This window comes from Kitasatospora sp. NPDC006697, from assembly GCF_042869935.1.
Classification (GTDB): Bacteria; Actinomycetota; Actinomycetes; order Streptomycetales; family Streptomycetaceae; genus Kitasatospora.
The window spans coordinates 351,873-378,712 of the sequence record NZ_JBIAGU010000001.1; the positions used below are offsets into that span (position 1 = coordinate 351,873).

The following is a 26,840-nucleotide window of genomic DNA, read 5'->3' on the forward strand; positions in this document are numbered from 1 at the left end:
TTACTTGGTAGAACAAAGCAACCAGCTCGGCGGCAGTGGAGGCGCAGATGGAGTTCCGGCAGTCCAGCAAGCTCGCGGGCGTGTGCTACGAGATCCGCGGTCCGGTGGTCGACCAGGCCAACGCCCTGGAGGAGGCCGGGCACAGCGTGCTCCGGCTGAACACCGGCAACCCCGCGCCGTTCGGCTTCGAGGCCCCGGAGGAGATCCTCCAGGACATCATCCGCAACCTGCCGCACGCGCACGGCTACAGCGACTCCCGCGGCATCCTGCCGGCCCGCCGCGCGGTGGTGCAGTACTACCAGCAGCGCGGGGTGAGCGGCGTCGACGTCAACGACGTCTACCTGGGCAACGGCGCCTCGGAGCTGATCCAGATGGCCGTCCAGGCCCTGGTGGACGACGGCGACGAGGTACTGGTCCCGGCCCCCGACTTCCCGCTCTGGACGGCCGTGGTGCGGCTGGCCGGCGGCAAGGCGGTGCACTACCTCTGCGACGAGGAGGCCGACTGGTACCCGGACCTGGACGACATCGCCGCCAAGATCACCCAGCGCACCAAGGCGATCGTGGTGATCAACCCCAACAACCCGACCGGCGCCGTCTACCCGAAGGAACTGCTCACCGGCATCCTGGACCTGGCCCGCCGGCACGGCCTGATGGTGCTGGCCGACGAGATCTACGACAAGATCCTCTACGACGGCGTCGAGCACCACTGCCTGGCCGCGCTCTCCGACGACGTGCTGACGCTCACCTTCAACGGCCTCTCCAAGGCCTACCGGGTGGCCGGGTTCCGCAGCGGCTGGCTGGTGGTCTCCGGGCCCAAGCAGCACGCCAGGGACTACCTGGAGGGCCTGACCATGCTGGCCGGCATGCGCCTGTGCCCCAACGTGCCGGCCCAGTTCGCGGTGCAGGCGGCGCTCGGCGGCCACCAGTCGATCAACGACCTGGTGCTGCCGAACGGGCGGCTGACCGAGCAGCGCGACGTCACCTGGCGGGCGCTGAACGAGCTGCCCGGGGTGAGCTGCGTCAAGCCCAAGGGGGCGCTCTACGCCTTCGCCAAGCTGGACCCGGCGGTGCACAGGATCAAGGACGACGAGCGCTTCGTGCTGGACCTGCTGCTCCGGGAGAAGATCCACATCGTCCAGGGCACCGGCTTCAACTGGCCCCGCCCGGACCACTTCCGGTTCGTCACGCTGCCCCGGGCGGACGACCTGGAGACGGCGATCAGCCGGATCGGGCGATTCCTGACGACCTACCGCCAGTAGACGCCTACCGCCAGCAAGTGCCGGGCGCCGCCGATCTGACGGGAATTCACTCGAAAGATCACGTGTGCCGATTGCCGCACGCCGGGCGCGCACTGCTGTGCGCGGCTTACCGGACGCCGATCTTCCGCCGACCATGTGGAAGATCGACGTTCCGACTTCCCGGTGGGGGGACTCATGGCGCAGCAGCCGTTCAAGCTTCCGGACTTCTACCTGCCGCACCCGGCGCGGCTCAATCCCCACCTCGAGCGCGCGCGGGAGCACACCAGAGCATGGGCCCGGGAGTTCGGCATGCTGGAGGGATCCGGCGTCTGGGAGCTCGCCGACCTCGAGGCCCACGACTACGCCCTGCTCTGCGCCTACACCCACCCGGACTGCGGGGCTGACGCGCTGGACCTGGTCACCGACTGGTACGTCTGGGTCTTCTTCTTCGACGACCACTTCCTGGAGACCTTCAAGCGCACCCCCGACGACCGCACCGGCGCCAAGGCCTACCTGGACCGGCTGCCCGCCTTCATGCCGATGGACCTGGACGACGCCGCCGGCCCCGAGCCGACCAACCCGGTGGAGGCGGGCCTCGCCGACCTCTGGCGGCGCACCGTGCCGCACATGTCGCTGGACTGGCGGGCCCGGTTCCGGGAGTCCACCGAGCACCTGCTCAACGAGTCGATGTGGGAGCTCTCCAACATCCACGAGGGCCGGATCGCCAACCCGGTGGAGTACATCGAGATGCGCCGCAAGGTCGGCGGCGCGCCCTGGTCGGCCGGGCTGGTGGAGTACGCGGCGCAGGCCGAGGTGCCCGCCCGGGTGGCCGGCAGCCGGCCGCTGCGGGTGCTCCGCGACACCTTCTCGGACGCCGTGCACCTGCGCAACGACCTCTTCTCCTACGAGCGCGAGGTCGGCCAGGAGGGCGAGCTGAGCAACGGGGTGCTGGTGCTGGAGCACTTCCTCGGCTACCCCACCCAGCAGGCCGCCGAAGCGGTCAACGAGATGCTCAGCTCCCGGCTGCACCAGTTCGAGAACACCTTCTTCACCGAGCTGCCGCCGCTCTTCGCCGAGCACGCACTCAGCGTGCCGGAGATCAACCGGGTGCTGGCCTACGCCAAGGGGCTGCAGGACTGGCAGTCCGGCGGCCACGAGTGGCATATGCGGTCCAGCCGGTACATGAACGACGGGCTGGTCGACGGCGCCGGCTTCTCCGGCGCGCCGAGCGGCCTCGGCACCGCCGCGCTCGACCTGCGGCGGCTCTTCCACCCGCAGGCGCTGCGGCAGTTCGTCCACACGCCGTACGAGCCGGTCGGCGACTACCGGGTGCCGGCCATGTACCAGCCGTTCCCGCCCGGCCGCAGCCCGCACCACGCGGCGGCCCGGGAGGCCTCGATCGAGTGGGCCCGCGCGCTCGGCGCCACCGAGGTCCGGCCCGGACTGCCCGACTCCGGTGCCTGGACCGACGAGTCGCTGCGCGGCGCCGACTTCGCGCTCTGCTCGGCCGGCCTCGACCCGGACGCCACCCTGGACGAGCTGGTGCTCTCCGCCAAGTGGCTGACCTGGGGCACCTACGGGGACGACTGGTTCAACTACGCCTTCGGCCGCCCGGCGGACGTCAACGCGGCCCGCGCCGCCGTCGACCGGCTGGCCCGCTTCATGCCGCTGGACGACCCGGCGGCGGCGCCCGGGCTCGCGCCCGCCTCGGTGCTGGAGGCCGGGCTGGCCGACCTCTGGGCAGCCACGGCCGGACCGCTGCCCGCGCGGAACCGGGAGGCCTTCCGCGAGGCCGTGATCACCATGCTGGACGCCTGGGTCTGGGAGATCGCCAACCTCGCCGAGAACCGGATCCCCGACCCGGTCGACTACATCGAGATGCGCCGCCACACCTTCGGCTCCGCGCTGACCATGCTGCTCAGCCGCTTCGCCCACCAGCGCACGGCGCCGGACGCGGTCTTCGAGTCGGGCACCATGCGCGCGGTGGAGAACGCGGCGAGCGACTACGGCTGGCTGATCAACGACCTGTTCTCCTACCCGAAGGAGATCCAGTACGAGGGCGAGCTGCACAACGCGGTGCTGGTGGTGCGGAACTTCCTCAGCACCGACCAGGACCACGCCCTGGCGGTGGTGACCGATCTGCAGACCTCCCGGATGCGGCAGTTCGAGCACCTGACGGCCCATGAGGTGCCGCAGCTCCTCGACGACCTGGCCCTGACGGCGGAACAGCGCACCGAGATCGAGGCCTACCTCCAGGACCTGCGCAACTGGATGAGCGGCATCCTGGTCTGGCACGAGGGCGTGACCCGGTACGGGCCGGAGCTGGAGTACCAGCCGGCCACCTACCGCGCCCGCCTGGCGGGCGCCGGCGCTCCGACGACTGGGCCCACCGCGCCCACCGCGCCGACGCCCGGGGCGTCGGCGGGCCTCACGCTGCTGCCGGGCATCCACGGCGTCCCGGTCCCGGGGGTCCGCCGGGCGGCTGCGGCTCTCACGTCACAGGAGGTCGTCGAAGCCCTCCCCAAGGCGATCGAAGCTCTCCAGGCGGCGGCCGCAGCCCTCGGCGAACCGGCCACCACCCCGGCCCCCGAGGGCACCCCGGCCGTCGCCGACCCCGACCCGGTGGCAGCCGGCTACCTCCCCCCGAGGCTCTCCGGCCTGGGCACCGCCGCCGCGCGCCTCACCCCGGCCGGCTGCTGATCCGGTAGCCCCTGTGGGCCCGGCCCCCCCGGGCCGGGCCCACAGGGGCTACGGGTGCCCCGCCCCACCGCCTAAACTCCCAGGTCATGACCATCGCCCGCTCCATCCTGCTCTTCCTCCTCTCCGCCGTCCTCGAGATCGGCGGCGCCTGGATGGTCTGGCAGGGCGCCCGCGAGCACCGCGGGTGGGCGTGGATCGGCGCGGGCGTGGTCGCCCTAGGGGCCTACGGCTTCGTGGCGACGCTGCAGCCCGACGGCCACTTCGGCCGCGTGCTGGCCGCCTACGGCGGTGTCTTCGTCGCCGGCTCGCTCGCCTGGGGCGTGGTGGCCGACGGCTTCCGCCCCACCCGCTACGACCTGGCGGGCGCGGCGATCTGCCTCGCCGGGGTCGCCGTGATCATGTACGGCCCCCGCCGCTAACCCGCCGTCAGCACCTTCTCGGCCCCCTCCACCAGCCGCCGCGCCACCGCCGCCCCGTCGCCGAGCGAGGCGCCCACCATCGCGCCGTCGCGCAGCAGCATCAGCAGTTCGGCACGCCCCTCGGGGTCGGGGTGGCCGCCGGCCGTCAGGAGGTCGGTGAGGAGGGTGAGCAGCCAGACCCGGTGGACGGCGATGCTGCGGGCCACCGGGTGCGCCGGGTCGGGGTACTCGGCGGCGGCGTTGATGAACGGGCAGCCGCGGAACCCGGGCATCGCGAGCATCGCCCCGAGCCGCCCGAACAGCTCCCGCAGCGCCGCCGTCCCGGCCGTCGCGGCGAGCACCTCGGCCACCTCCGCGCGCAGGCAGTCGTCCCAGCGCTGGAGGTGGCTGAGGATCAGCTCCTCCTTGCTGGGGAAGTGCCGGTAGAAGGTCGCCCGGGTGACCGCCGCCTCGGTGACGATCCGGTCCACCCCCACGGTGTGGATGCCCTCGGCGTAGAACAGACGCGACGCGGTGTCGAGGATGCGGTCACGGGCGGGGGAAGGTGTACTCACAGTAGTGACCGTACTCTCCCCCGCCGCCGCCCGGGCCGACGGACCGTCAGTGCCCGCGCGCCACCCACTCGGCCAGTTGCGGGGCCTCCTCGCCGATCGTGGTGGTCGGCCCGTGGCCCGTGTGCACCACGGTCTCCGGCGGCAGGTCGAGCAGCCGGGTCTCGATCGAGCGGATGATGGTCGGGAAGTCCGAGAACGACCGCCCGGTGGCCCCCGGCCCGCCCTGGAACAGCGTGTCACCGGTGAAGACGGCGTCCAGCGCGGGCACGTAGACGCTGACCGAGCCGGGGCTGTGCCCGGGGGTGTGCCGGATGTGCAGGTAGAGCCCGCCGACCACGATCCGCTGGCCGTCCCGCAGTTCCTCGTCGGGCTGGTCGCCGGGGTGGGTGAGCTTCCAGAGCGGCAGGTCCTCGGGGTGCAGCAGGATCGGCGCGCCGGTCAGCGCGGCCAGCGCGGGCGCCGCGTTGACGTGGTCGTTGTGGGCGTGGGTGCACAGGATGCCGAGCACCTGCCGGTCGCCCAGCGCGGCCGCGATGGCCTCGGCGTCGTGGGCCGGGTCGATCACCACGGCCTCGTCCTCGTTGCCGATGATCCAGACGTTGTTCTCCACCTCCCAGCTGCCGCCGTCCAGGTCGAAGGTGCCGCTGGTGGTGAGGAGCTCGATCTCGGGCTCGGGGGGCATCATCCGCATCAGAGCAGCACCACCGATCGCAGCACGTCGCCGCCGTGCATCTTCTCGAAGGCGGCCTCGACCTCGTCCAGCCCGATGGTCTCGGTGACGAAGGCGTCCAGGTCGAGCCGGCCCTGGAGGTAGAGGTCGATCAGCATCGGGAAGTCGCGGGACGGCAGGCAGTCGCCGTACCAGGAGGACTTGAGCGCGCCGCCGCGCCCGAAGACGTCCAGCAGCGGCAGTTCCAGGGTCATCTCCGGGGTGGGCACGCCGACCAGCACCACCGTGCCGGCCAGGTCGCGGGCGTAGAAGGCCTGCCGGTAGGTCTCGGGGCGGCCGACCGCCTCGATCACCACGTCGGCGCCGTGGCCGCCGGTCAGTTCGCGGATGGTCTCCACCACGTCGGCCGAGCCGGCGTCCACGGTGTGGGTGGCGCCGAGGCCGCGGGCCCGGTCGAGCTTGCGCGGGTCCAGGTCGACGGCGATGATCCGCGCCGCGCCGGCCAGCCGGGCGCCGAGCACGGCCGCGTTGCCGACCCCGCCGCAGCCGATCACCGCGACGCTGTCGCCGCGCCCCACCGCACCGGTGTTGACGGCGGCTCCGATGCCGGCCATCACCCCGCAGCCGAGCAGCCCGGCGGCGGCCGGCGAGGCGGCCGGGTCCACCTTGGTGCACTGGCCGGCGGCGACCAGGGTCTTCTCGGCGAAGGCGCCGATGCCCAGCGCCGGGGAGAGCGCGGTGCCGTCCAGCAGCGTCATCGGCTGCTTGGCGTTGTGGGTGGCGAAGCAGTACTGCGGCCGGCCGCGCCGACAGGCCCGGCACTGCCCGCAGACGGCCCGCCAGTTGAGGATCACGAAGTCGCCGGGCGCGACCTCGGTGACGCCCTCGCCGACCTGCTCGACGATGCCGGCCGCCTCGTGCCCGAGCAGGAACGGGAACGCGTCGTTGATCCCGCCCTCCCGGTAGTGCAGGTCGGTGTGGCAGACGCCGCAGGCCTGCACCCGGACCACCGCCTCGCCCGGCCCCGGGTCGGGCACCACGATCGTCTCGACCCGCACCGGCTCGCCTCTGCCCGCCGCGATGACGCCCCTGACCTGCTGTGACATTCCGGCTGCCTCTCCCTCTGCTCTGCTGCGGAACCCGAACGGCCCCTCGGGAGATTGTCTCCCGAGGGGCCGCCTGCGGTGACCTCCGTCAGTGGCTCCGCGGCATGTGGCGGATCAGCTCCAGCTGTTGTCGTCCGGCAGCTCGCGGCCCCAGGCCGGGTTCCAGCGCCGGCCGACGGTGCGGGCGATGGTGTAGTGGTCGATCTGCTGCCCGGTCTCGGTCAGCGCGGTGACCTTCATGGTCGCCTTCTGGCCCTGGTGCGCCGGGGTGACGTCGACCTTGATGAACGAGTAGCCGAGGTAGCGCACGCGCGACCACTCGACGGTCTCGTTGACCTTCACCTGGCCCTTGTCGAAGTGGTACGTCTGCACCTCGTCGACCCGGGTCTCGTGGCCCTCGTAGGTCTGCGGGGCGTCGAACGAGTAGAGGCTGCGGCCCGCGGCGCCGGCGGTCACGTAGACCACGCCGTCCTTCTCCGGCTCCACGGTGTCGCCGCTGACCACGGCCTTGTTCACCTTGTTGCCGAGGATGGCGTCGGTGCGCTCGTAGACGTGGTTGTGACCGTTGATCACCAGGTCGACCCGGTACTTCTCGAACAGCGGCACCCAGGCGTCCCGGACACCGCCGTCGGAGGCGTGCTGGTGGGTGGTGGAGAAGGCGCAGTGGTGGAAGAAGACCACGATGAAGTCGACGGACGAGTCCGCCCGGAACTGCTTCAGGGTCTTGTCCAGCCAGGCGGTCTGCCGGCCGGCGGTCAGGCCCAGGTTGGCCGGGATCTCGTAGGAGACGTCGTTGGCGTCCAGCGAGATGACACCGACGTTGCTGTACTTGAACGAGTAGACGCCGGGCGCCAGGCGCGGGTCCGGGCCGTTCTCCGGCAGGAACCAGCGGGCGTCCTCGCCGCCGTAGCCGTTGTGCGAGTACCAGGCCTCCATGTCGTGGTTGCCGTAGGCGACCATCCACGGGATCCTGGCGGCCACCGACTCGGTCTGCACCAGGAACGCGTCCCAGGTGGTGGCGTTGAACGCGGTCTTGTCCGAGTCCAGGCCCTGGCCCATCGGGTCGGCGTAGCAGATGTCGCCGGCGTGCAGGTGGAACTGGGGGTTCTGCGCCAGGATCACGTTGTCGTTGGCCGCGGCGTGGGCCGAGACGCCCTGGTCGCCGAAGGCGGTGAAGGTGAACGGCGAGAAGGTGCGGCCCTGGCGGTGGTGGCGGGAGGCGGCGGTGCGGAAGGTCCCCAGGCTGGAGATCTGCTGCTGCTTGGCCGGGTCGAAGCCCTGGTGGCCGACGCCGTAGTAGTAGGTGGTGTCGGGGTGCAGGTCGTCCAGCGCCACGTGCACGTAGTACTGGTCGACCGGGCTCTGGCCGGGCACCAGGGCCGGGGTGTGCAGGGCGCGGATCTCGGCCTCGACCTTGTGGGAGAGGTCCCACGGGGTCCGGCCGTAGCGCAGGAACGGCTTCTTCACCGGCACCGGAACCTGCCAGGAGACGCGCATCTGCGACTCCGGGTGGGCGCCGAACTGCAGGTGGCGGCCGACCGGCACCACCTTGGCGCCGTCGACGGCCGCGGCCGCGTCGGAGGGCGCGGCGGACGCGGTGCCGCTGCCCAGCGCGCCGCCGACGGCCAGCGCGCCGACGGTGATGGCGCTGTTGCGCAGCACCCGGCGGCGGGACAGCGTGCCCCGCAGGTACTCGTGCTGCTCGGCCATGCTCATCCGGGCGGCGAGCTCAACCGGCACACCCATGTTCGGGATCTCGATCTCCATGCGGAGGACTCTCGCAGGAAGAGATGCACTCCTGGCTGATCATCAGGTGAACGCGCGTAGAAACCGAGGTTTCCAGCCATCCTCAGACCGTTCACACTTGTCTCATGAGGCAACTGTTCTGAGGGGCGGTGAGCCCGCGCTATGCCGGTCGGTCCAGGTCAAGAGCTTGCTATGAGTTCCTTCAGAGTCCTGGCATAACACTTGACGGATCATCCGACTCGTATGCCGAAACCCTTGACTCACCCCTGCCTCCTCCCTTTGACTCCGCATCAACACCGATCCTTGAACCGGAGGCATTCCCTCATGCCCTCAGCACCGTCCGCGGACCGACGCGGCGCGATCCGCACCCTGCTGGCCGGCAGCGCCGTGGCCGCGATCGCGGGCTCGGCCGCGCTCGGCGCCTCCAGCGCCCAGGCCGACCCGGTCCAGCCGGCCGCCGCCGACCCGTTCGCCGCGGACCAGCACAAGCCCGGCGGCAAGGTCCGCGAGTACTGGATCCAGGCGGAGTCCTTCCTGCACAACCCCGTCCCGAACGGGTACGACGGCATGATGGGCACCCACTACACCGCCGACCAGACCAGCTTCTGGGCCATCGGCTACCGGGCCTACACCCCCAACTGGGGCACCCCGCTGCCCGCCGACACCAGCCCGCACGGGATCGGCCAGAACAGCGGCATCCCCGGCCCGGTGATCCGGGCCGAGGTGGGCGACACCGTGGTCGTCCACTTCCGCAACCACGACGACCACTACAAGTGGCCGCACAGCATGCACCCGCACGGCGTGCGCTACGACCGGGACAACGACGGCGGCTGGCTGGCCGACGTGCCGGACTACCCGGGCACCGCCGTCCCGTTCGGCGGCACCTACACCTACACCTGGACGGCGCTGCCCTCCTCGGTCGGCACCTGGCCGTACCACGACCACTCGGTGCCGCAGACCGTCCCGGCCCCGGCCGGCGCCCCGGCGGCGGGCAGGGCCGGCGCGATGGACATGGCGGGCGGCGGCGGGGTGATGGAGATCGGCGCCGAACTCGGCCTGTTCGGCATCATCGCGATCACCGACCACAACACCCCGCAGGTGGACAAGGAGTTCGTCCTCTTCTTCCACGACGCCTACCAGGCCGACCTGCCGAGCATCGCCCAGGACCTGGACATGTTCAACGGCGGCGCCTTCCTGGACAACACCCCGACCTTCACCGCCACGAAGGGCGACCGGGTGCGCTGGCGGATCGCGGCGCTCGGCAAGGAGTTCCACGTCTTCCACCTGCACGGCCACCGCTGGAAGCGGGCGCAGGGCTGGGTGGACTCGGAGCTGATCGGCCCCTCCACCACGCTCACCGTCGAGTACCTCGAGGACAACGTGGGCGACTGGATCTACCACTGCCATGTCACGGATCACATGATGGGCGGCATGGTCGGCCGCTACCGGGTCACCCCGTAGCGGAGGTGACTCGGGGGTCCCCCGGCCGAAGGCCGGGGGCGGGTCAGGCGGTGGCCGCGGCCGCCGCCCGGCCCGCCGTCCGCCCGGAGAAGAGGCAGCCGCCGAGGAAGGTGCCCTCCAGCGAGCGGTAGCCGTGCACCCCGCCGCCGCCGAACCCGGCCACCTCGCCCGCCGCGTACAGCCCGTCCAGCACCGAGCCGTCGGCCCGCAGCACCCGTCCGGACAGGTCGGTCTCCAGCCCGCCGAGCGACTTGCGGGTGAGGATGTTCAGCCGGACCGCGATCAGCGGTCCGGCCTTCGGGTCGAGCAGCCGGTGCGGGGCGGCCGTGCGCACCAGCCGGTCGCCGAGGTAGCGCCGGGCCCCGTGGATGGCCGTCACCTGGAGGTCCTTGGCGAACGGGTTGGCCATCTCGCGGTCCCGGGCCTCGATCTCCCGACGCAGCCCGGCCTCCTCGATCAGCGCCTCCCCGGTGCGGGTGTTCATCCCGGCGACCAGGTCGGCGAGCCGGTCCGCGACCACGAAGTCGGCGCCGTGCTTCTTGAACGCCTCCACCGGGCCGGGCGCGCCGGGCAGCGCCCGGCCGAGCACCTGCCCGATCCGACGGCCCGTCAGGTCCGGGTTCTGCTCGGAGCCGGAGAGCGCGAACTCCTTCTCGATGATCTTCTGGGTGAGCACGAACCAGGTGTGCTCGTACCCGGAGCGCATGATGTGCTCCAGCGTGCCCAGGGTGTCGAAGCCGGGGAAGAGCGGCACCGGCAGCCGCCGGCCGCGGGCGTCCAGCCAGAGCGAGGAGGGCCCGGGCAGGATCCGGATGCCGTGCCGGGCCCAGACCGGGTCCCAGTTCTCGATGCCCTCGGTGTAGTGCCACATCCGGTCGCCGTTGATCAGGTGGCCGCCGGCCGCGCCGGCCGCCTGCTGCATCAGCCCGTCCACGTGCGCGGGCACCCCGCTGAGCAGCTTCTCCGGCGGTCGGCCCAGCCGCTCGGGCCAGGCCGCGCGGACCAGCTCGTGGTTGCCGCCGATCCCGCCGGAGGCCACCAGCACGGCCTGCGCCCGCAGCTCGAACTCGCCGGTGACCGCCCGCGAGCTGGCCTCGCCGCGCCGCACCCGGCTGGGCTCCAGCAGTTCGCCGCGCACCGTGTCCAGCGTCCCGCCGGTGGCGGCCAGCCCGGTCACCCGGTGGCGGAACCGCGGCTCCACCAGCCCGCGGGCGACCGCGGCCCGCACCCGGCGGGCGAACGGCTCGACCAGTCCGGGCCCGGTGCCCCAGGTGATGTGGAACCGCGGCACCGAGTTGCCCGGCCCGCTGGCCAGCAGCCCGCCGCGCTCGGCCCAGCCGACCACCGGGAAGAACCGCACCCCCTGCCGGTGCAGCCAGGCCCGCTTCTCGCCGGCCGCGAAGTCCACGTAGGCCTCGGCCCAGGCCCGCGGCCAGCGGTCCTCGGGGCGGTCGAAGCCGGCCGTGCCGAGCCAGTCCTGCCAGGCCAGCTCACGGGAGTCCTTGATCCGCATCCGGCGCTGCTCGGGCGAGTCGACCAGGAAGAGGCCGCCGAAGGACCAGTGCGCCTGCCCGCCGAGCGAGGCGGCGGGCTCCTGGTCGAGCAGGATCACCTTGCGGCCGGCCTCGGCCAGCTCGGCGGTGGCGACCAGTCCGGCCAGGCCGGCTCCGATCACGATCACGTCGGCGTCCAGAGCCATTCGGCATCCTCCAGGGCAGCGGGTGCCCCGATGATAGGCGCTGCTGCCGGGAATATGGACGGGTCGGAAACCTGACGGTAACTTACTTCTCAGTAGCGGCCGCGGCTCAGCACCCCCACCCTCTCGTTTCTCTCCCCCAGGAGGAACCGTGCTCCGCCCTGCCCGAAATCTGCTCGGCGGCCTCGCGCTGGCCGCCGTCCTCGGCGCGCTCTGCACCGCGCCCGCCACCGCCGACACCTCGGCCGGCCCGTCCTACGTCGCACTCGGCGACTCCTACGCGGCCGGCGCCGGGGTCCCCGACCAGTCGGCCGGCCTCTGCCTGCGCTCCGACCGCAACTACGGCCACCTGGTCGCGGCCGCGCTGAACGCCTCCTCCTACACCGACACCACCTGCGCCGCCGCCAAGATCAAGGACCTGGCCAGCCCCCAGGTGGACGCGGTGATCCCGGTCAACGCCGCCCAGTTCGACTCGCTCACCCCGGCCACCACCCTGGTCACCCTGGGCATCGGCGGCAACGACCTGGGCGCCTCGCCGCTCGGCATCGGCGACGTGATCGCCACCTGCGTGGCGGGCGCCGTGGTCAACCCGGCCGGCACCCCGTGCAAGGACGTCTACGCGCACGGCCACTGGGCCTTCGACTGGTCCTCGCTCAGCTGGCAGTGGGTCTGGGGCGAGGACACCCTGGCCGACCGGATCGACGCCGCCGCCCCGCAGCTGGCCGCCGCGCTGCAGCAGGTCCACGCCCGCTCGCCGCACGCGAAGGTGCTGCTGGTCGGCTACCCCTCGGTGCTGCCCGCCGACGCCTCGACCTGCGCGGGCCGCCAGCCCGTCACCGTCGGCGACGTGGCCTACCTGCACGGCATCCTGCAGCGGCTGAACGCCATGCTCGCCGACACCGCGGCGGCCAACGGCGCCCGGTACGTGGACACCCTGACGCCGACCGCGGGCCACGACGCCTGCGCCGACGACCGCTGGATCGAGGGCGCGCTGCCCGGCTCGCCCGCCGTGCCGTTCCACCCGAACGCGACCGGCGAGCAGGCGATGGCCGCCGCCGTGCTGGCCGCGCTGCGCTGACCGGCCGTCAGCAGGGGGCCGCCGCCGTCACTCCGCGGCGACGGCCTCCGCCTCCTTGGCGCGCAGCCCGGCCGACCACTTCTGCTCCACCTTGCCGAACTTCCAGAACCCGAGCGCCCCGGCCCAGGTGAGCACGAAGAGGCCGACGATCGCGAAGCCCACGTTGTTCAGGTCCAGCGCGGCCACCCAGCCGATCGGGCCGCCGGTGATGCCGAGCCGGTCGGCCAGCAGGCCGGTCAGCTCGATCAGGCCGATCACCAGCGCGACCACCACCGAGAGCCCGGTGACCGTCAGGTTGTAGTAGATCTTCCGGACCGGCTGGGAGAACGCCCACTCGTAGGCGAAGTTCATGAACGAGCCGTCGATGGTGTCCAGCAGGCTCATCCCGGCCGCGAAGAGCACCGGCAGCACCAGCAGCGCGTACCAGGGCAGCGAGAAGGCCGCCGCGCCGCCGGCCAGCACCAGCAGCGAGACCTCGGTGGCGGTGTCGAAGCCCAGGCCGAAGAGCAGGCCCACCGGGTACATGTGCCAGGGCTTGGTCACCGCCCTGGTGACCCGGCCGAGGATCCGGTTGAGGAAGCCGCGCTTGTCCAGCTGCTCCTCCAGCTCGGCCTCGTCGAACTCGCCGGTGCGCATCTTCCGGAAGACCCGCAGGATGCCGTTGAAGGCGCCCAGGTTGATCAGGCCGATCAGCAGCAGGAAGACACCGGAGACGGTGGTGCCGATCAGCGTGGTGGTGGTGTGCAGCGAGGAGCCGTCGGCCTCCACCTGGCCGGCCAGCGAGCGGATGCCGAAGGCCAGCAGCGCGCAGAGCCCGAAGACCACCGAGGAGTGGCCGAGCGAGAACCAGAACCCCACCGAGAGCGGGCGCTTGCCCTGGCCCATCAGCTTGCGGGTGGTGTTGTCGATGGCCGCGATGTGGTCGGCGTCGAAGGCGTGCCGCATGCCCAGGGTGTAGGCGGTCAGGCCCATGCCCGCGCCGAACACCTCGGTGCCGACCTTGTAGTGCTTGGGCGCGATCACCGCGAGCAGGGTGAACCAGCCGATCACGTGCAGCGCGAGCACGAAGCCGCCCATGCCCGCCAGGCGCAGCCACTCCTGCCGGGTCAGCCGGATGGTCCTGCGGGGGGCGCTGCTCATCGGCGCGGTCCTCTGCTCTCTGTGCGGCGGTCGGCTCGGTGCGACCGGTCCTGGTGACCCGGACATCCTTTCCCCTTACGACTCGCAGTTGCAAGTCATTCGCAACAAGCTCCGCCGAACCCCCTCACGCCCCGTCAGGTAATGCGGCGTTATGTCCGTTATGGTCGGAACAGTCGCTCCCTGCCACGCCCCTGCCCACGCCCCGGAGAGAGGCCAGCCGTGCGCCACCCCGCCTCCTACCCCCACCAGGTGACCCGCGAGGACGTCCGGATCACGCTGCCCGACGGGGTGGAGCTGGCCGGCCGGCTCTGGCGTCCCGGCACCGGCCACCCGGTCCCCGCCCTGCTGGAGTACCGGGCCGACCGGCTCGGCGACGCCTCCGCCGAGCGCGACGCCCAGCGCCACCCCTGGTACGCGGGCCACGGCTTCGCCGCGCTGCGGGTGGACGCCCGCGGCTGGGGCGGCTCCGGCGGGCTCGACCAGCCCGGCGAGTCGCTGCTCGCCGACGGCGGCGCGGTGCTCGACTGGCTGGCCGCCCAGGACTGGTGCGACGGCCGCACCGGCCTGCTCGGGCTCGGCCCCGCCGCCGACACCGCGCTGCGGCTGGCCGCCCGGCACCCCGGCCGGGTCCGCGCGGTGGTCGCCGTCCACCCCGAGGGCGACCGGTTCGCCGCCCACTACCCGGGCGGCGCGCTGCGGGCCGCCGCCGTGCCGTCCCGGGCCACCGCCCGGCTCACCGAGGCCGCGCTGCCGCCCGACCCGGTGCGGGCCGGCGAGCACTGGCGCCGCCAGTGGCTGGACCGGCTGGCCGAACTGCAGCCCCCGCTGCACGGCGTGCTGGCCCACCAGAGCCGCGACGGCCACTGGGCCGAGCCCGCGCCGGAGGGGCTGGCCGCGCCGGTGCTGGCCGTCGGCGGCTGGCCGGCCCGCTCCGCCGCCGCCGTGCTGCAGCTGGCCGAGTCGCTGCCCGGGCCGGTCCGGGCGGTGCTCGGCCCGTGGAGCGGGGACGGCTACCCGGACCAGGCCGATGGCGAGGGCGCGATCGGCTTCCTCCAGGAGACCCTGCGCTGGTGGGACCAGTGGCTGCGGGAGGCCGACACCGGCGCCGCCGCCGAGCCGGCCCTGCGCAGCTGGCTCGGCGAGGGCGGCGCCCCGGGCCGCGGGCGCTGGATCGCCGACGACCACTGGCCCTCCGACGACGTCCGGGAGATCCACTACGACCTCGCCGAGGCGCTGCGCACCGCCGGCACCCCGGCCGGCGAGCGCTTCGTGCCGGTCCGCTCCCCGCAGCAGACCGGCGCCGACGCCCCGGGCCCGGACGCCCCGGCCGGCGAGCAGCGCGCCGAGGACGGCCGCTCGGTCTGCTTCGACAGTGCGCCGCTGGCCGAACGGCTGGAACTGCTCGGGCGCCCGGCGCTGCGGCTGCGCCTGCGGCTGCCGGCCGGCACCGCGCGCGGGCAGGTCGCGGCCCGGCTCTGCGACGTGGCGCCGGACGGCGCCTCCGAGCTGGTCAGCACCGGCCTGCTCAACCTGGCCGCGCGGCGCGGCACCGACCTGGCGCTGGAGTGGGAGCCGGGCGCGGTGGAGGAGGTGGAGTTCGAGCTGGCCCCGGCCGGGCACGCGGTGCCGGTCGGCCACCGGCTGCGGCTCGCGCTCTCCTCCGCCTACTGGCCCGAGGCCTGGCCGCAGCCGGCCGGCGGCGGCTTCCTGGTCGACCCGGGCCGCAGCGCGCTCACCCTGCCGGTGCGCCACCTGGCCGCTGACGCCGGGCGGGCGCCGGTCGCCTTCGGCGAGCCCGAGCAGTCGGGGCCGGCCGCGGTGCGCCGCACCAGCCCGACCGCGCCGCGCCCGCGCCGGGTGCTGCGCCGGCTGGACGCCACCGGCCAGTGGCGCCTGGAGCTGGCCCCGCTGCAGGGCGGCGCGGTCACCTACCCGGACGGGCTGGTGCGCGCCGAGGAGGTCACCGAGGAGTACTCGGTGCAGCGCGCCGACCCGCTCTCGGCCGCCGTCCGCTGCGACCGCTCGGTGCGGCTGGAGCGGCCCGAGCTGGGCTGGGACGTCACCGTCCGGGTCACCACCCGGCTCGACTGCGACGCCGAGGCGTTCACGGCGCGCAGCCGGCTGACCGCCTGGGAGGGCGGCGCGGTGCTCTTCGAGCGGGACTGGGAGCGCCGGATCCCGCGCACCGCGGCCTGACGGCCCGTCACCGCCCCGGTCAGGGCGTCGGGTACTGGCCGGGCGGCACGTCGCTGGTGGAGGCGTTGCCGCCGACGGTGGCCTTCAGCGTGATGGTCAGCGTCGAGTAGGTGGTGCTGGTCGTGGTGAAGTCGTTGCCCTGGTCGAACTTGGAGAAGCTGCAGTCCTGGGTGAACTTGTCGGTGGTGTTGTCCCAGTCCACGCCGCCGGTGAAGAAGATGTCGTAGTGGCCGTCGCGGATGCCGGTCATCTTCGCGGTCTGGCCCTTGACCACGTAGAAGGAGTAGGCGGACTGGCCGCCGCTGGCCAGCGTGATCACCGCGTCGCCGTCGCCGTTGCTGTTGTCGACGGTCATCTCGCCGCTGCCGTCGTTGTTGCCCTTGCGGACCGAGGCGCCGTTGTTCAGCGCCCGCTGCTGCAGCTGGCCGGTCTGCGGCACGTTGAAGGCCGTGGTGAAGCCCGAGTTGCCGAGCGTCTGCAGGGCGCTCTGGACGTCCTTCAGGCCCTGCATCGCGCCGGCCTCGGCGAGCGCCGAGGAGGTCGCGCAGACCTTGTTGGACTTGATGTCGTCCTGCACCCCGCTGATGTTGCTGACCAGGGTGTTCAGGGCCACGTAGAGCTGGCGGTTGGCGTCCGAGATGCTGTCCGGCGCGGTCACGCCCTGCAGGCCGGTGGAGCCGGAGCTCGCGGCGCCCGACAGGGTGGTCAGCGAGGTGCTCAGATCGTCCAGGCTGCCGGCCTGCGGCAGCTTGCCGAGCGCGTCGTTCACCGGGCCGACGTAGCTGCTCAGGTTCTGGCCGTACGGCGTGGGTGTCGGACTGGGCGTGACGACCGTGCCGATCGCGTCGCCGGAGCGGACCGGGTGCGGTCCCGTTGCGGCGGTCGAGGCACAGGCCGTGACCAGCAGCGTGCCGCCCAGCAGCAGCGCGGCCGGCGGTAGCAGGCGGGTGGTGTGTGTTCCGGGCAAAGCAGCCCCCCAAAGGCTCCTCGCGTAAGCGTCGGGCTCAGCGTCCCGCAAGGCCGTCACATGGGTCAACACAGCAGGCAACGGCTCGGTAACAGTCCTGTCCGGGGGTGACCTGCACGCTTGCGCGGGCGGTGAATTAAGATCACCCGCGTGCTTGCGCTGACCGGAACCCCGCTGCAGATCGTCGCCTGTCTGCTCGCCGTGCTGGCCTTCGCCGCCACCATGTGGCTCTGGCCCAAGCTGGCCGGCAAGGGCTGGAAGGCGCTGCTCGGGCGGCTCGGCGCCTTCGCCGGCACCCAGGTGATGGTGCTGGTCGCCATGGGGCTGGTCGCCAACTCCTACTTCGGCTTCTACACCTCCTGGACCGACCTGCTCGGCACCGCCGGCGGCCCCGGCACGGTGGTGGACCACAAGCCGAGCAACGCGCTCTCGGTCACCGGCGAGCAGAAGGTCTACAGCTCGCAGGGCTCCGCCAAGGACCGCTCCGGGGTGATCCAGAAGGTCAGCCTCACCGGCGCCGAGTCCGGGCTCAGCAGCTCCGCCTACGTCTACCTGCCGCCGCAGTACTTCCAGACCGCCTACGCGGGCCAGAAGTTCCCGATGGCCCTGGTGCTCTCCGGCTACCCCGGCTCGGCCGAGAAGCTGATCTCGCTGATGCAGTGGCCGACCAGCACGCTGACCGCGATCGACGCCAAGCAGCTGCCGCCCACCGTGCTGGTGATGATGCGGCCCACCCTGGCCGGCAACCGCGACACCGAGTGCGTGGACGTGCCGCACGGCCCGCAGGTGGAGACCTTCTTCACCGAGGACCTGCCCAAGGTGCTGGCCGGCGGCTACCGGATCCTCCCCGACGCCGCCGCGCACGCCGCCATGGGCGACTCCACCGGCGGCTACTGCGCGCTGAAGTTCGCCCTGCGCAAGCCCGGCTCCTACGGCGCCGCGATCTCGCTCTCCGCCGACTACACCGCCGCCGAGGACCCGACCACCGGCGACCTGTTCGGCGGCAGCGCCCAGCTGAAGCAGGAGAACGACCTGCTCTGGCGGCTGCGCAACGCGCCCGCCGCCCCGGTCTCGCTGCTGCTGGCGACCAGCTACAACGAGGACAACTACAAGGCCACCCAGCAGATGGTCGCCGCCTTCAAGTCCCCCACCCAGCTCTCCACCATCACCCTGGACAGCGGCGGCCACAACTTCCACACCTGGTCCCGGGAGATCCCGCCGGCCCTGGAGTGGCTGGGCCGCCACCTGACCGCCCCGGGCACCGGCGCGGCGAGCGCCTGAGGCCCCGCCCGCAGGCCTCCTGACGGGCCGTCGGACGACTGATCCGCAGATCACAGGCGGCTCACAGTCACCCTTCATCGCCCTCTCAGACGCCGCCCGCAGCGTAGCGTCCATGACCACGACCAGTTCCGCCCCCGAGAGCAGCGTCCCGTGGCCGGAGGCCCAGGACTTCCCCCCGCCGACCCTGCCGGTCGAGCCGCTCTTCCCACCTGTGCCACCGCCGCCGGCCGCTGCCGACCGGGCGGCCCGGGGCTGGTCGGACCGGCTGCGCACGCTCCCCCGCCGGGCCTGGCGCGGCCGGCCGGAGGACCCGGCCTGGGTGCGGCCGGCCTTCCTGGCCCTGCTGCTGGCCACCGCCGTCCTCTACTTCTGGGACCTGACGGCCTCCGGCTGGGCCAACTCCTTCTACTCCGCCGCCGTGCAGGCCGGCACCGAGAGCTGGAAGGCCTTCTTCTACGGCTCCTCCGACTCGGCGAACTTCATCACGGTGGACAAGCCGCCGATGTCGCTCTGGCCGATGGAGCTGACCGCCCGGGCGATCGGGCTCGGCTCGTTCAGCGTGCTGGCGCCCGAGGTGCTCATGGGCGTCGCCACGGTGGGCGTGCTGTACGCCTCGGTGCGCCGCCGGTTCGGGCCGCTCGGCGGGCTGCTGGCCGGCGCGGCGCTGGCGCTCACGCCGGTGGCGGCGATGATGTTCCGGTTCAACAACCCGGACGCGCTGCTGGTGCTGCTGATGACGCTGGCCGCCTACGCGGTGCTGCGGGCCACCGAGACGGCGAGCACCAGGTGGCTGCTGCTGGCCGGGGTGATGTTCGGCTTCGGCTTCCTCACCAAGACCCTGCAGGCCTTCCTGGTCCTGCCCGGCTTCGCGCTGGTCTACCTGGTGGTCGCGCCGACCGGGCTGTGGCGGCGGGTGCGCCAGCTGCTGGCCGCCGGGCTGGCGCTGGTGGTCTCGGCCGGCTGGTGGGTGGCCGTGGTGGAGCTGGTGCCCAAGGCCGACCGGCCGTACGTCGGCGGCTCGCAGGACGACAGCTTCCTCTCGCTGACCTTCGGCTACAACGGCTTCGGCCGGCTCACCGGCGACGAGACCGGCAGCGTGGGCGGCGGCGGGGCGCGGCCGGGCGGGGGCACCGGCGGCGCGGCGCTGGAGCGGGCCTTCGGCTTCGGCGGCGCGGGCGGTCCCGGCGGCGGCCGGGGCGGCGGCGGCCACTGGGGCAGCACCGGCCTCACCCGGATGTTCGGCACCGACATCGGCGGCCAGATCGCCTGGCTGCTGCCGGCCGCGCTGCTCCTGCTGCTGGTCGGCCTCTGGGCCACCCGGCGGGCGGCGCGCACCGACTCGGCCCGTACCGCGTTCCTGGTCTGGGGCGGCTTCCTGCTCAGCACCGGCCTGACGTTCAGTTACATGGGCGGCATCTTCCACCAGTACTACACGGTGGCGCTGGCCCCGGCGATCGCGGCGCTGGTCGGCATGGGCGTGGACGGGCTCTGGCGGGCCCGGCGGCGGCTGCCGTACGCGGCGGCGCTGGCGGTGGTGCTCGGCACCACGGCGGTCTGGGGGTACGTGCTGCTGGGCCGCAGCTCCGGGTTCCTGCCGTGGCTGCGCTGGGCGGTGCTGGTCGGCGGGCTGCTCGCGGCGGCGGCGCTGCTGCTGGCGGGGCGGCTGGGCGCGCGGCTGGCGACGGTGGTGGGGCTGGTCGGGCTGGCGGCGGCGCTGGGCGGGCCGACGGCGTACGCGCTGGACACCGTGGGCACGCCGCACACCGGCTCGATCCCGACGGCCGGGCCGCGGGTGGCCGGCGGCGACTTCCCGGGCGGGTTCGGCGGTGGCAAGGGCCGCGCGGCCGGCGGGCAGGGGCGCACCCGGGGCAGCTTCCGGTTCCCGGGCGGCGGGACCGGGGGCGGCTTCCCCGGCGGCGGGTTCGGCGGTGGAGGCTTCCCAGGCGGCGGCGGGTTCCCGGGCGGCGGTACCGGCACTGCCCCGGGAACCGGCGGCACGGGCACGGGCGGCGCCGGCGGCGGTCGGACCGGCGGCGGCTTCGGCGGCGGCGGCATGGGCGGCCTGCTCGACGGCGCCAAGGTGAGCCCGGCGGCGGCCGACCTGCTGAGGACCGACGCCTCCCACTACACCTGGGCGGCCGCGGCGGTCGGCTCCCAGAACGCGGCCGGCTACCAGCTCGCCGCCCGGGTCCCGGTGATGTCGCTCGGCGGCTTCAACGGCTCCGACCCGTCCCTCTCGCTCGCCGACTTCGAGAAGTACGTCCAGCAGGGCAAGGTCCACTACTTCATCGGCGGCGGTGGCTTCGGCGGCAGCATGGGCGGCTCCTCGGACAGCTCCGAGATCAACACCTGGGTCAGCTCGCACTTCACCGCCCGGACCGTGGGCAGCGCGACGATCTACGACCTGACCGAGCCCACCTCCTGACCCCTCCCCGGGAAACCGCTCGGGCCGCCTGACGCGAGGTCAGGCGGCCCGAGTCGTTTCGGTACCCGTTCAGCCCGCCGAGCGCTCCACCGCGGCCCGGCGGCGCCGGGCGGGGTCGCTCAGCACCGGGTTCGTCCAGGCGCCGTCCGGGTGGTACAGGTTGGCCCCGGGCGGCACGATCGCGTCGATCCGGTCCAGCGCCGCATCGTCCAGCACCAGCTCCGCCCCCTTCAGCGCGGCCTCCAGCTGCTCCGGCGTGCGCGGCCCGATGATCACCGAGGTGACCGCCCGGTGCGCCAGCGGGAAGGCCGTCGCCAGCTCCGGCAGCGTGCACCCCAGGTCGTCCGCGACCTCCAGCAGCCGCTCCACCGCCGCCAGCTTGCCGACGTTCACCGGCAGCTCCGGGTCGAACCGCCCGGGGTGCAGCGCCGCCCGGCCCCGGGTCAGGTCGACCGGCTGCCCCTGCCGATAGCGCCCGGTCAGGAAGCCGCTCGCCAGCGGGCTCCAGGTCAGCACGCCCATCCCGAACTGCTCGCAGACCGGCAGCACCGAGGCCTCGATCCCGCGCGCCATCAGCGAGTACGGCGCCTGCTCGGTGCGGAACCGCGGCAGCGCCCGCCGCTCGCTCACCCACTGCGCCTCGACGATCTGCTCGGCGGGGAAGGTCGAGTGGCCGAAGGCCCGGATCTTCCCGGCGCTGACCAGGTCGGCCAGCACCCCGAGGGTCTCCTCGATGTCCGTGGTGTGGTCGGGCCGGTGCACCTGGTAGAGGTCGATCCACTCGGTGTCCAGCCGCCGCAGGCTGTCCTCCACGGCCTGGGTGATCCACCGCCGCGAGTTCCCGCCCCGGTTGCGCCCCTCGCCCATCGGGAAGTGCACCTTGGTCGCCAGCACCACCTCGTCCCGGCGCCCCTTGAGCGCCTTGCCGACGATCTGCTCGGACTCCCCGCTGGAGTACATGTCGGCGGTGTCCACGAAGTTGATCCCGGCATCCAGCGCCCGGTGCAGGATGCGCGCGCACTCCTCGTGGTCCGGGTTCCCGACGAACCCGAACATCATCGTCCCCAGGCAGTACGCACTGACCTCGATCCCGGTCCTGCCCAGACTGCGGTACCGCATGGCGAAATGCCCCCTTCGTGCCGACCGTTCCTTGCTGATCAGCGACTCTAGGAGCTGGAGTCGGCTCTAGATCAAGTCCTGGGGAGCGTGATCGACCGTCAGTATGCTCACTGGCATGGATCTGACCATCGGACAGGTGGCCGAGCGCACCGGCCTGAGCGTCCACACCCTGCGCTTCTACGAGAAGGAGGGCGTGCTCGCCGAACCGCCGCGCCGGGGCGCGGGCGGGCGGCGGGTCTACACCGAGGGGGACGTGGACTGGCTCAACCTCTGCATCGTGCTGCGCGGCTCCGGGATGCCGCTGCCGGAGGTCCGCCGCTACACCGAGCTGGCCCGGGCCGGCGAGGGCAACGAGGAGGAACGGATCGAGCTGCTGCGGACCCACCAGCGGCGGGTCCGGCAGCAGCTCGTCGAGTTGGGGCGCAACCTCGATCTGATCAGCTACAAGGTGCACGTCTACGAGGACATCCTGGATGCCCGCGAGGGCTAACCGTCGGTCGGGCAGTGCGTGTTGGCGGCGGCACGCAGCGGACCGTGCGCGTCAGCCGAGGTAGACCTTCTGCCATTCCAGGGACGTCATGGTCAGTGCGGACTCGGCGAGGATGCGGGCCGACTCGGTCTTGAGGCTACCGAAGCTGCTGTCGATCCACGGTTGGACGTTCTGGTATCCCTGCTCGCGGTACTCCACGGCCTGGATCAGGCACTCCAGCTTGTCTGCGTCGTGGGCGACGGTGACCTCCAGGCTCTCGGCGTTCTCGTATTCCTCCACGATGGCCTGCACCCCGGCGACAACGGCCGGGTGAGCGGCGCTGACCTGGTCGGCGGTCACGCGTTCGTTCGAGGCGGCGGTGAGATAGCGCCGGCCGATGTGGGGAATATCGCTGATCCGGGTCTCCTGGGTGTCGTGGAAGAGACAGAGAAGGGCGACCTTGGCCGGGTCGGCGCCCTCCATCATCGCGAGCACGGCGCCGACAACGCCCGTCCGAAACGAGTGCTCGGCGATCGTCTCGGGGTCCTTGACCCCTGCGATCCACCAGCCGGAGCGCTTCGCTCGCTTGAGCATGCCAGCCTCGAACAAGTAGCTCGCGGTGCCCCTCGCCTGCGTGTCGTCCGTCATCGCTGTCCTTCGCTGTTGGATCGGTTGCTGCAGTAGCCGCCTACCCGCAGACCGTAGTGAACAGACTCCAATTCACGGCGGGACTGCCGTGACAAGTCGTCATGATCGAGCAGCGTAAGCACTCGTGCGGCCAGATCACGGGCCGTACGGGGATCCGCGTCGGCCAGGGCACGTCGGCCGAGCATGAGCGCCCAGATCGAATGAACGTACAGGTCGGTGTACTCGCCCGCCCGGTCCAGCCGGATCGCGAACTGTCGCAGCAACGAGGAGGCGTCCCACACCTGACGTTCGTGCTCGGCCATGAAGTCATCGTTGCTCTGGGGACGTGGGTCGAGCCCGAGCCAATGAGCCCAGTAGTTCAGGTTCGCGGTCTCGAAATCGTCGTTGTCGGTGATCGAGCGGGCGATGAAGTCCCGGAGCAGTTCAGGATCCCCTTGACGCGCCAGTGCCGCCGCGACCGATCGCGCCTCGACCCAGCGCGGGGACCATCCCAGGCCGGCCGAGGGAATCCGACCACGCCGCCGCATCCCCCCGAACCACTCGACCACGGTGCGGGACCGGTCGTAAGAAGACAGGTACCAGACCTGCCGACGGAGCAATGCGGCCTCCTCGCCCCCGCCCTCCACCATGTCGGCGGTACGCCGGAGGTTGTCGAAGAAGCGCGAGCGCTGGTCCTGTTCGAGGAGCGGCGCAGTGGTGACCGGCCCACGTCGGGTGGCGGGGACAGTCAACTCGGCGGCCACCGCCCCGGGCAGAACGCCGCTGACAGCCCAGCCGATCATGTGAGTGGTGTCCCGGGTAAGAACCCAGCCGGCGAGTGGATGCTCCAGAACCTCGGCCCTCGTAGGCCGCGACCGCAGCATCTCGCCGAGGACGAAGTCCGCGTCCATCGCGAGGCTGATCAGGTTCACCAGTCCGGGCGGGGCGCCAAGCAGGATCAGTTTTCGGCGTAGCACCACCAGATTCCCGGCTCTGGTGGAGGTGAGCGGTCGACGTCCGGACTCCCAGCCCTGGACAGTGCTCTTGTCCACACCCAGGTTCATGGCCAACTCGTCCTGAGTCCGAGGGATCTGCTCCCGGATGACCTTGAACAGGAAGCCGGAGATCACTCCCTCGGGGACTCGGGGAACCTCGGGCTGACTGCCAGTCAGTTCTGCGGGGTGCCTCGACGGTTTCCGAGCAGCCATTTCAGGCCCCCTTGGCCTCGATCGTCCGAGGAACTCGCACTGGCAGTCCGTCGAATCCCGGTCTCACCGACCGTAACGTCATGACTACGGCATCACCGATGACAGCGGAAGCCTAGTACCAACTCGGGCTCCTCCGAACAACCGTGATGCCCAGCCTCCCGGACAACCCGATCGGGCGGCTCTCCCCGATGGCTGCCCACCGACTCCCGAGTGTGCAGACACCAACCCGATTGGAGAGGCACATGAGTACCGCCACCATCACGCCCAGCGTCGAGCTGGAGGAGCTGGGCAAGTTCTTCACCCTCGCCGCGCGGCTCCTCGACTCGGACCAGGCCGCGCCGCAGATGTTCTCCACCGCCATTGACGCCGCCTGGCACCAGCTCGTCAACGACCCGGCTGCCCACGACGCGTTCGCCATCCAGCACGCCGGCCGCAAGCTCGCCCACACCGACGACGGGGGCATCGGCTTCATCTCCTGGGTGAGCGTCTACGAGGAGGCCTACGGCCCGCTGCCGGAGATCTGGTTCACCGACGCCGAGGGCACGGTCAACACCGAGGCGCTGGCCCGCTACCGGGAAACCGGCGAGGTCTGGGGCGAGTGGGACTGCTCGCCCGCCCCGACCGAGGGCGACGACCTGGCTCCGACGGCGACCACTCGGTGATCATCGCTCCATTCGGCGCAGCGCCCCGGCTCACGGCCGGGGCGCTCCGCCTCACCGAGTCACGGACGTCGAACCCGGTCAGCGTGGACATGGGCCGCTACCTCACCAGGCTGTACGAGCACTGCCCGTTCCTGCGGCCGTCCACCATGCGAGGCATGACCGGATGGACGGTGTACGAGATCACCCCGGGCAGCCACCGGCACGCGGTGGAGGCCGAGTTGTTCTATGCCGGGGTCCAGGCTGCGGAATGGGTTCGGCCGCTGATGCGGCGGCCGTACGGTCTCCTCGCCTGCGAGAACATCGTCCTGCGCGGGCACTGCGAAGGTGCCGACCACCGCGAGCTGATGGCCTGGCCACACTGGGCGATGAAGCACCTGTACGCCCCGGTCGGGCTCATGTTCGGCAAGTTCCCCCGGGGCACGGCCGAGTCCGGCAGAAACGGGCAGTGCATCCCGCCACCGCCCTTCTCGTTCCTCCCGGTACGGGCGGGTGTCCGGCCGCTGGACCCGAAGTTCCTCGAGGCCACCCCCGACCTTGCGGCAACGCTTGCGGTCTCGTCCGACGACGGCCGAGACGTCTTTGAGCACATCCCTTGTGACTGGAAGGCAGTTCGAGAATGGGCGAGTTCCTTGCCGAGACCCACGAGGCGTTGAAAGCCGCGGAGGTGATCTGCGGGCCGGTCAGCTTGGAGGAGATCAGCGACCGGCGCGGCTCGACCGTGTGGAAGGCCAGCGGCCCACGCGGTGCGGCGAGCATCAAGCTCGGCACCGGCGAGGCCGCCGAGGTCACTGCCCGCGAGGCCGCCGTGCTGGACCAACTCCCCGGCTACCGGGTGACGGCCGGGCGCTTCGAAGGCGCGGTCTGGTACGTGACCCCGTGGCTGGTCGGGCCCTCCACGTGGGACATCTTCCGACCCGTGCGCAAGGACGGCGGCGGGCGCCAGGAAGCGCTCGCCGCCGCACTGGAACTGTGCCGCACCGTGTCGGACTTCCACGCCGACGGCTGGGTGCACGGGGACCTCCAGCCCCAGCACGGCGTTCACACCGACGCCGGCGTGCGCCTCCTCGACTTCGCATGGTCCCGCAGGCTCGACAGCACTCCGTGGCCAGGATTCGACGGCACGATGATCCACCTCACCGCGCCCGAGCTGGCCGTCCGCATCACCAACGGTCCCCAACCCGTGGAGACGACGCAGACCGCCGACGTCTACGCTCTCGCCGGCACCCTGTGGACCTGCATCACCGGAAAGTGGCCGCTGGACTACGAGGCCGCCGGGCTCGGCAAGGGCACGCCAGTGGAAGCCATCCGCAAGGCCATCGCCCACCGCACCGTCCCGATCTCCACCGCGATGCCCTGGCCGTCCCTCCAAACCCGGCTGCGGTACATCCTGGCGGCTGCCCCCGAGGACCGCCCCTCCGCCTCCGAACTGGTGAAGCTCGTCGAGGCGGTGGACAGGTGATCGACCTGCGGGAGCTGGCCCTCGGCGATACCGAGGCCGTTTTGCAGGTCTACAGCGCGGAGTCGACCAAATACCTGGGCCGTGCACCGATGGACACCGCAGAAGCCAGCTCCTACACCCGCACCGCTGTCTCGTCCGCGGCAGAGTCACCACGCACGGTCCATGTGCTCGGACTCGTCGTGGACAGTGACCTCGTCGGAGTCGTCAAGCTCCACCGTGACCGCCCTGTCGCCGCCCTCAGCTACATCGTGCGGGCGGCCGCCTGGGGCCGAGGCTACGCCACCGAGGGGGTCCGCAAGGTCCTCGACCTGGCCTTCGGCCACCTCGCACTTCCCGAGGTCCGTGCCAGGCATCACCCCGACAATCCGGCCTCCGGCCGTGTCCTCCTCAAAGCGGGATTCGTCTCGCTCGGTGAACGCGCCGGATTCCTGACCTACACCATCCGACCACCATGGGCCGCCGGCCCCGTACCGCACGTGTCGCCCGCTCAGAGCCCTAGCTGGCCCGGGCCGGCGAGGGCAACGAGGAGGAACGGATCGAGCTGCTGCGGACCCACCAGCGGCGGGTCCGGCAGCAGCTCGTCGAGTTGGGGCGCAACCTCGATCTGATCAGCTACAAG

The 26,840-nt window shown here is 72.2% G+C and carries 23 protein-coding genes; 13 read left to right on the plus strand and 10 right to left on the minus strand.

What is annotated here, in order from left to right:
* The first annotated feature begins 47 nt into the window (after window positions 1–47).
* From ACFYNO_RS01550 to ACFYNO_RS01560, 3 genes are all read left to right on the plus strand, one after another.
* Window positions 48–1,259 carry a pyridoxal phosphate-dependent aminotransferase gene (locus ACFYNO_RS01550; protein ID WP_388003384.1) on the plus strand — a complete coding sequence of 404 codons (1,212 nt, stop codon included), beginning with the start codon at window positions 48–50 and terminating at the stop codon, window positions 1,257–1,259.
* Window positions 1,260–1,433: 174 nt separating this feature from the next.
* A complete protein-coding gene (locus ACFYNO_RS01555) occupies window positions 1,434–3,938 on the plus strand; it encodes a germacradienol/geosmin synthase (protein WP_388003387.1) in 2,505 nt (834 codons plus the stop codon).
* 86 nt (window positions 3,939–4,024) lie between these two features.
* Window positions 4,025–4,357, plus strand: a complete 333-nt coding sequence (locus tag ACFYNO_RS01560; protein WP_388003390.1) for a YnfA family protein — start codon at window positions 4,025–4,027, stop codon at window positions 4,355–4,357.
* Here ACFYNO_RS01560 and ACFYNO_RS01565 read toward each other — a convergent pair.
* From ACFYNO_RS01565 to ACFYNO_RS01580, 4 genes are all read right to left on the minus strand, one after another.
* On the minus strand, window positions 4,354–4,911 hold the full coding sequence (locus ACFYNO_RS01565; protein WP_388003393.1) for a TetR/AcrR family transcriptional regulator: 558 nt from the start codon (window positions 4,909–4,911) through the stop codon (window positions 4,354–4,356). The genes ACFYNO_RS01560 and ACFYNO_RS01565 overlap by 4 nt on opposite strands.
* A gap of 46 nt (window positions 4,912–4,957) precedes the next feature.
* The gene (locus tag ACFYNO_RS01570; RefSeq protein WP_388003396.1) at window positions 4,958–5,602 is read right to left on the minus strand and encodes an MBL fold metallo-hydrolase; all 645 of its coding nucleotides are present in this window, start codon (window positions 5,600–5,602) and stop codon (window positions 4,958–4,960) included.
* Window positions 5,602–6,687: an S-(hydroxymethyl)mycothiol dehydrogenase gene (locus ACFYNO_RS01575; protein ID WP_388003399.1), complete on the minus strand. Its 1,086-nt coding sequence runs from the start codon at window positions 6,685–6,687 to the stop codon at window positions 5,602–5,604. The genes ACFYNO_RS01570 and ACFYNO_RS01575 overlap by 1 nt, the downstream gene beginning before the upstream one ends.
* 114 nt (window positions 6,688–6,801) lie before the next feature.
* Window positions 6,802–8,433 (minus strand): purple acid phosphatase family protein, encoded by a 1,632-nt coding sequence (locus ACFYNO_RS01580; RefSeq protein WP_388004296.1) that lies wholly within the window; start codon window positions 8,431–8,433, stop codon window positions 6,802–6,804.
* A 324-nt stretch (window positions 8,434–8,757) separates the two neighbouring features.
* Here ACFYNO_RS01580 and ACFYNO_RS01585 point away from each other — a divergent pair, with 324 nt between their 5' ends.
* Window positions 8,758–9,894: a multicopper oxidase domain-containing protein gene (locus tag ACFYNO_RS01585; RefSeq protein ID WP_388003402.1), complete on the plus strand. Its 1,137-nt coding sequence runs from the start codon at window positions 8,758–8,760 to the stop codon at window positions 9,892–9,894.
* Window positions 9,895–9,937: 43 nt separating this feature from the next.
* Here ACFYNO_RS01585 and ACFYNO_RS01590 read toward each other — a convergent pair whose 3' ends face one another.
* Window positions 9,938–11,593, minus strand: a complete 1,656-nt coding sequence (locus ACFYNO_RS01590; protein ID WP_388003405.1) for an FAD-binding dehydrogenase — start codon at window positions 11,591–11,593, stop codon at window positions 9,938–9,940.
* 148 nt (window positions 11,594–11,741) lie between these two features.
* On the opposite strand from ACFYNO_RS01590, the gene ACFYNO_RS01595 reads away from it, so the two are divergent.
* A complete protein-coding gene (locus ACFYNO_RS01595) occupies window positions 11,742–12,668 on the plus strand; it encodes an SGNH/GDSL hydrolase family protein (protein WP_388003408.1) in 927 nt (308 codons plus the stop codon).
* Window positions 12,669–12,695: 27 nt separating this feature from the next.
* Here ACFYNO_RS01595 and ACFYNO_RS01600 read toward each other — a convergent pair whose 3' ends face one another.
* On the minus strand, window positions 12,696–13,808 hold the full coding sequence (locus ACFYNO_RS01600) for a HoxN/HupN/NixA family nickel/cobalt transporter (RefSeq protein ID WP_388003411.1): 1,113 nt from the start codon (window positions 13,806–13,808) through the stop codon (window positions 12,696–12,698).
* Between the two features lie 219 nt (window positions 13,809–14,027).
* Here ACFYNO_RS01600 and ACFYNO_RS01605 point away from each other — a divergent pair, with 219 nt between their 5' ends.
* Entirely contained in the window at window positions 14,028–16,004 is a 1,977-nt protein-coding gene (locus ACFYNO_RS01605; RefSeq protein ID WP_388003414.1) for a CocE/NonD family hydrolase, read from the plus strand.
* A 19-nt stretch (window positions 16,005–16,023) separates the two neighbouring features.
* On the opposite strand, the gene ACFYNO_RS01610 is transcribed toward ACFYNO_RS01605, so the two are convergent.
* On the minus strand, window positions 16,024–16,971 hold the full coding sequence (locus tag ACFYNO_RS01610; RefSeq protein ID WP_388003417.1) for a hypothetical protein: 948 nt from the start codon (window positions 16,969–16,971) through the stop codon (window positions 16,024–16,026).
* 150 nt (window positions 16,972–17,121) lie between these two features.
* Between ACFYNO_RS01610 and ACFYNO_RS01615 the strand changes: the two genes are divergently transcribed.
* Window positions 17,122–18,252 carry an alpha/beta hydrolase gene (locus ACFYNO_RS01615; protein ID WP_388003420.1) on the plus strand — a complete coding sequence of 377 codons (1,131 nt, stop codon included), beginning with the start codon at window positions 17,122–17,124 and terminating at the stop codon, window positions 18,250–18,252.
* 112 nt (window positions 18,253–18,364) lie between these two features.
* Entirely contained in the window at window positions 18,365–20,677 is a 2,313-nt protein-coding gene (locus tag ACFYNO_RS01620) for a glycosyltransferase family 39 protein (protein WP_388003423.1), read from the plus strand.
* A 69-nt stretch (window positions 20,678–20,746) separates the two neighbouring features.
* On the opposite strand, the gene ACFYNO_RS01625 is transcribed toward ACFYNO_RS01620, so the two are convergent.
* Window positions 20,747–21,796 carry an aldo/keto reductase gene (locus ACFYNO_RS01625; protein ID WP_388003426.1) on the minus strand — a complete coding sequence of 350 codons (1,050 nt, stop codon included), beginning with the start codon at window positions 21,794–21,796 and terminating at the stop codon, window positions 20,747–20,749.
* Window positions 21,797–21,911: 115 nt separating this feature from the next.
* Here ACFYNO_RS01625 and ACFYNO_RS01630 point away from each other — a divergent pair, with 115 nt between their 5' ends.
* Window positions 21,912–22,286, plus strand: coding sequence for a MerR family transcriptional regulator (locus tag ACFYNO_RS01630; RefSeq protein ID WP_388003429.1), 375 nt, complete (start codon window positions 21,912–21,914; stop codon window positions 22,284–22,286).
* Between the two features lie 51 nt (window positions 22,287–22,337).
* Here ACFYNO_RS01630 and ACFYNO_RS01635 read toward each other — a convergent pair whose 3' ends face one another.
* Together ACFYNO_RS01635 and ACFYNO_RS01640 are read right to left on the minus strand one after the other, a co-directional pair.
* Window positions 22,338–22,913, minus strand: coding sequence for an HD family hydrolase (locus tag ACFYNO_RS01635; protein WP_388003432.1), 576 nt, complete (start codon window positions 22,911–22,913; stop codon window positions 22,338–22,340).
* Window positions 22,910–24,022 (minus strand): helix-turn-helix domain-containing protein, encoded by a 1,113-nt coding sequence (locus tag ACFYNO_RS01640; RefSeq protein ID WP_388003435.1) that lies wholly within the window; start codon window positions 24,020–24,022, stop codon window positions 22,910–22,912. The genes ACFYNO_RS01635 and ACFYNO_RS01640 overlap by 4 nt, the downstream gene beginning before the upstream one ends.
* Window positions 24,023–24,342: 320 nt before the next feature.
* Between ACFYNO_RS01640 and ACFYNO_RS01645 the strand changes: the two genes are divergently transcribed.
* Genes ACFYNO_RS01645 through ACFYNO_RS01660 form a run of 4 tightly spaced genes read left to right on the plus strand, consistent with a single transcriptional unit; the run spans window position 24,343 to window position 26,829 of the window.
* Window positions 24,343–24,762 carry a hypothetical protein gene (locus tag ACFYNO_RS01645; protein WP_388003438.1) on the plus strand — a complete coding sequence of 140 codons (420 nt, stop codon included), beginning with the start codon at window positions 24,343–24,345 and terminating at the stop codon, window positions 24,760–24,762.
* Window positions 24,759–25,415 (plus strand): hypothetical protein, encoded by a 657-nt coding sequence (locus ACFYNO_RS01650; protein WP_388003440.1) that lies wholly within the window; start codon window positions 24,759–24,761, stop codon window positions 25,413–25,415. The genes ACFYNO_RS01645 and ACFYNO_RS01650 overlap by 4 nt, the downstream gene beginning before the upstream one ends.
* A complete protein-coding gene (locus tag ACFYNO_RS01655; protein ID WP_388003443.1) occupies window positions 25,379–26,221 on the plus strand; it encodes a hypothetical protein in 843 nt (280 codons plus the stop codon). Before ACFYNO_RS01650 ends, ACFYNO_RS01655 begins: the two co-directional genes overlap by 37 nt.
* Window positions 26,218–26,829, plus strand: a complete 612-nt coding sequence (locus ACFYNO_RS01660) for a GNAT family N-acetyltransferase (protein ID WP_388003446.1) — start codon at window positions 26,218–26,220, stop codon at window positions 26,827–26,829. The genes ACFYNO_RS01655 and ACFYNO_RS01660 overlap by 4 nt, the downstream gene beginning before the upstream one ends.
* Window positions 26,830–26,840 lie beyond the last annotated feature (11 nt).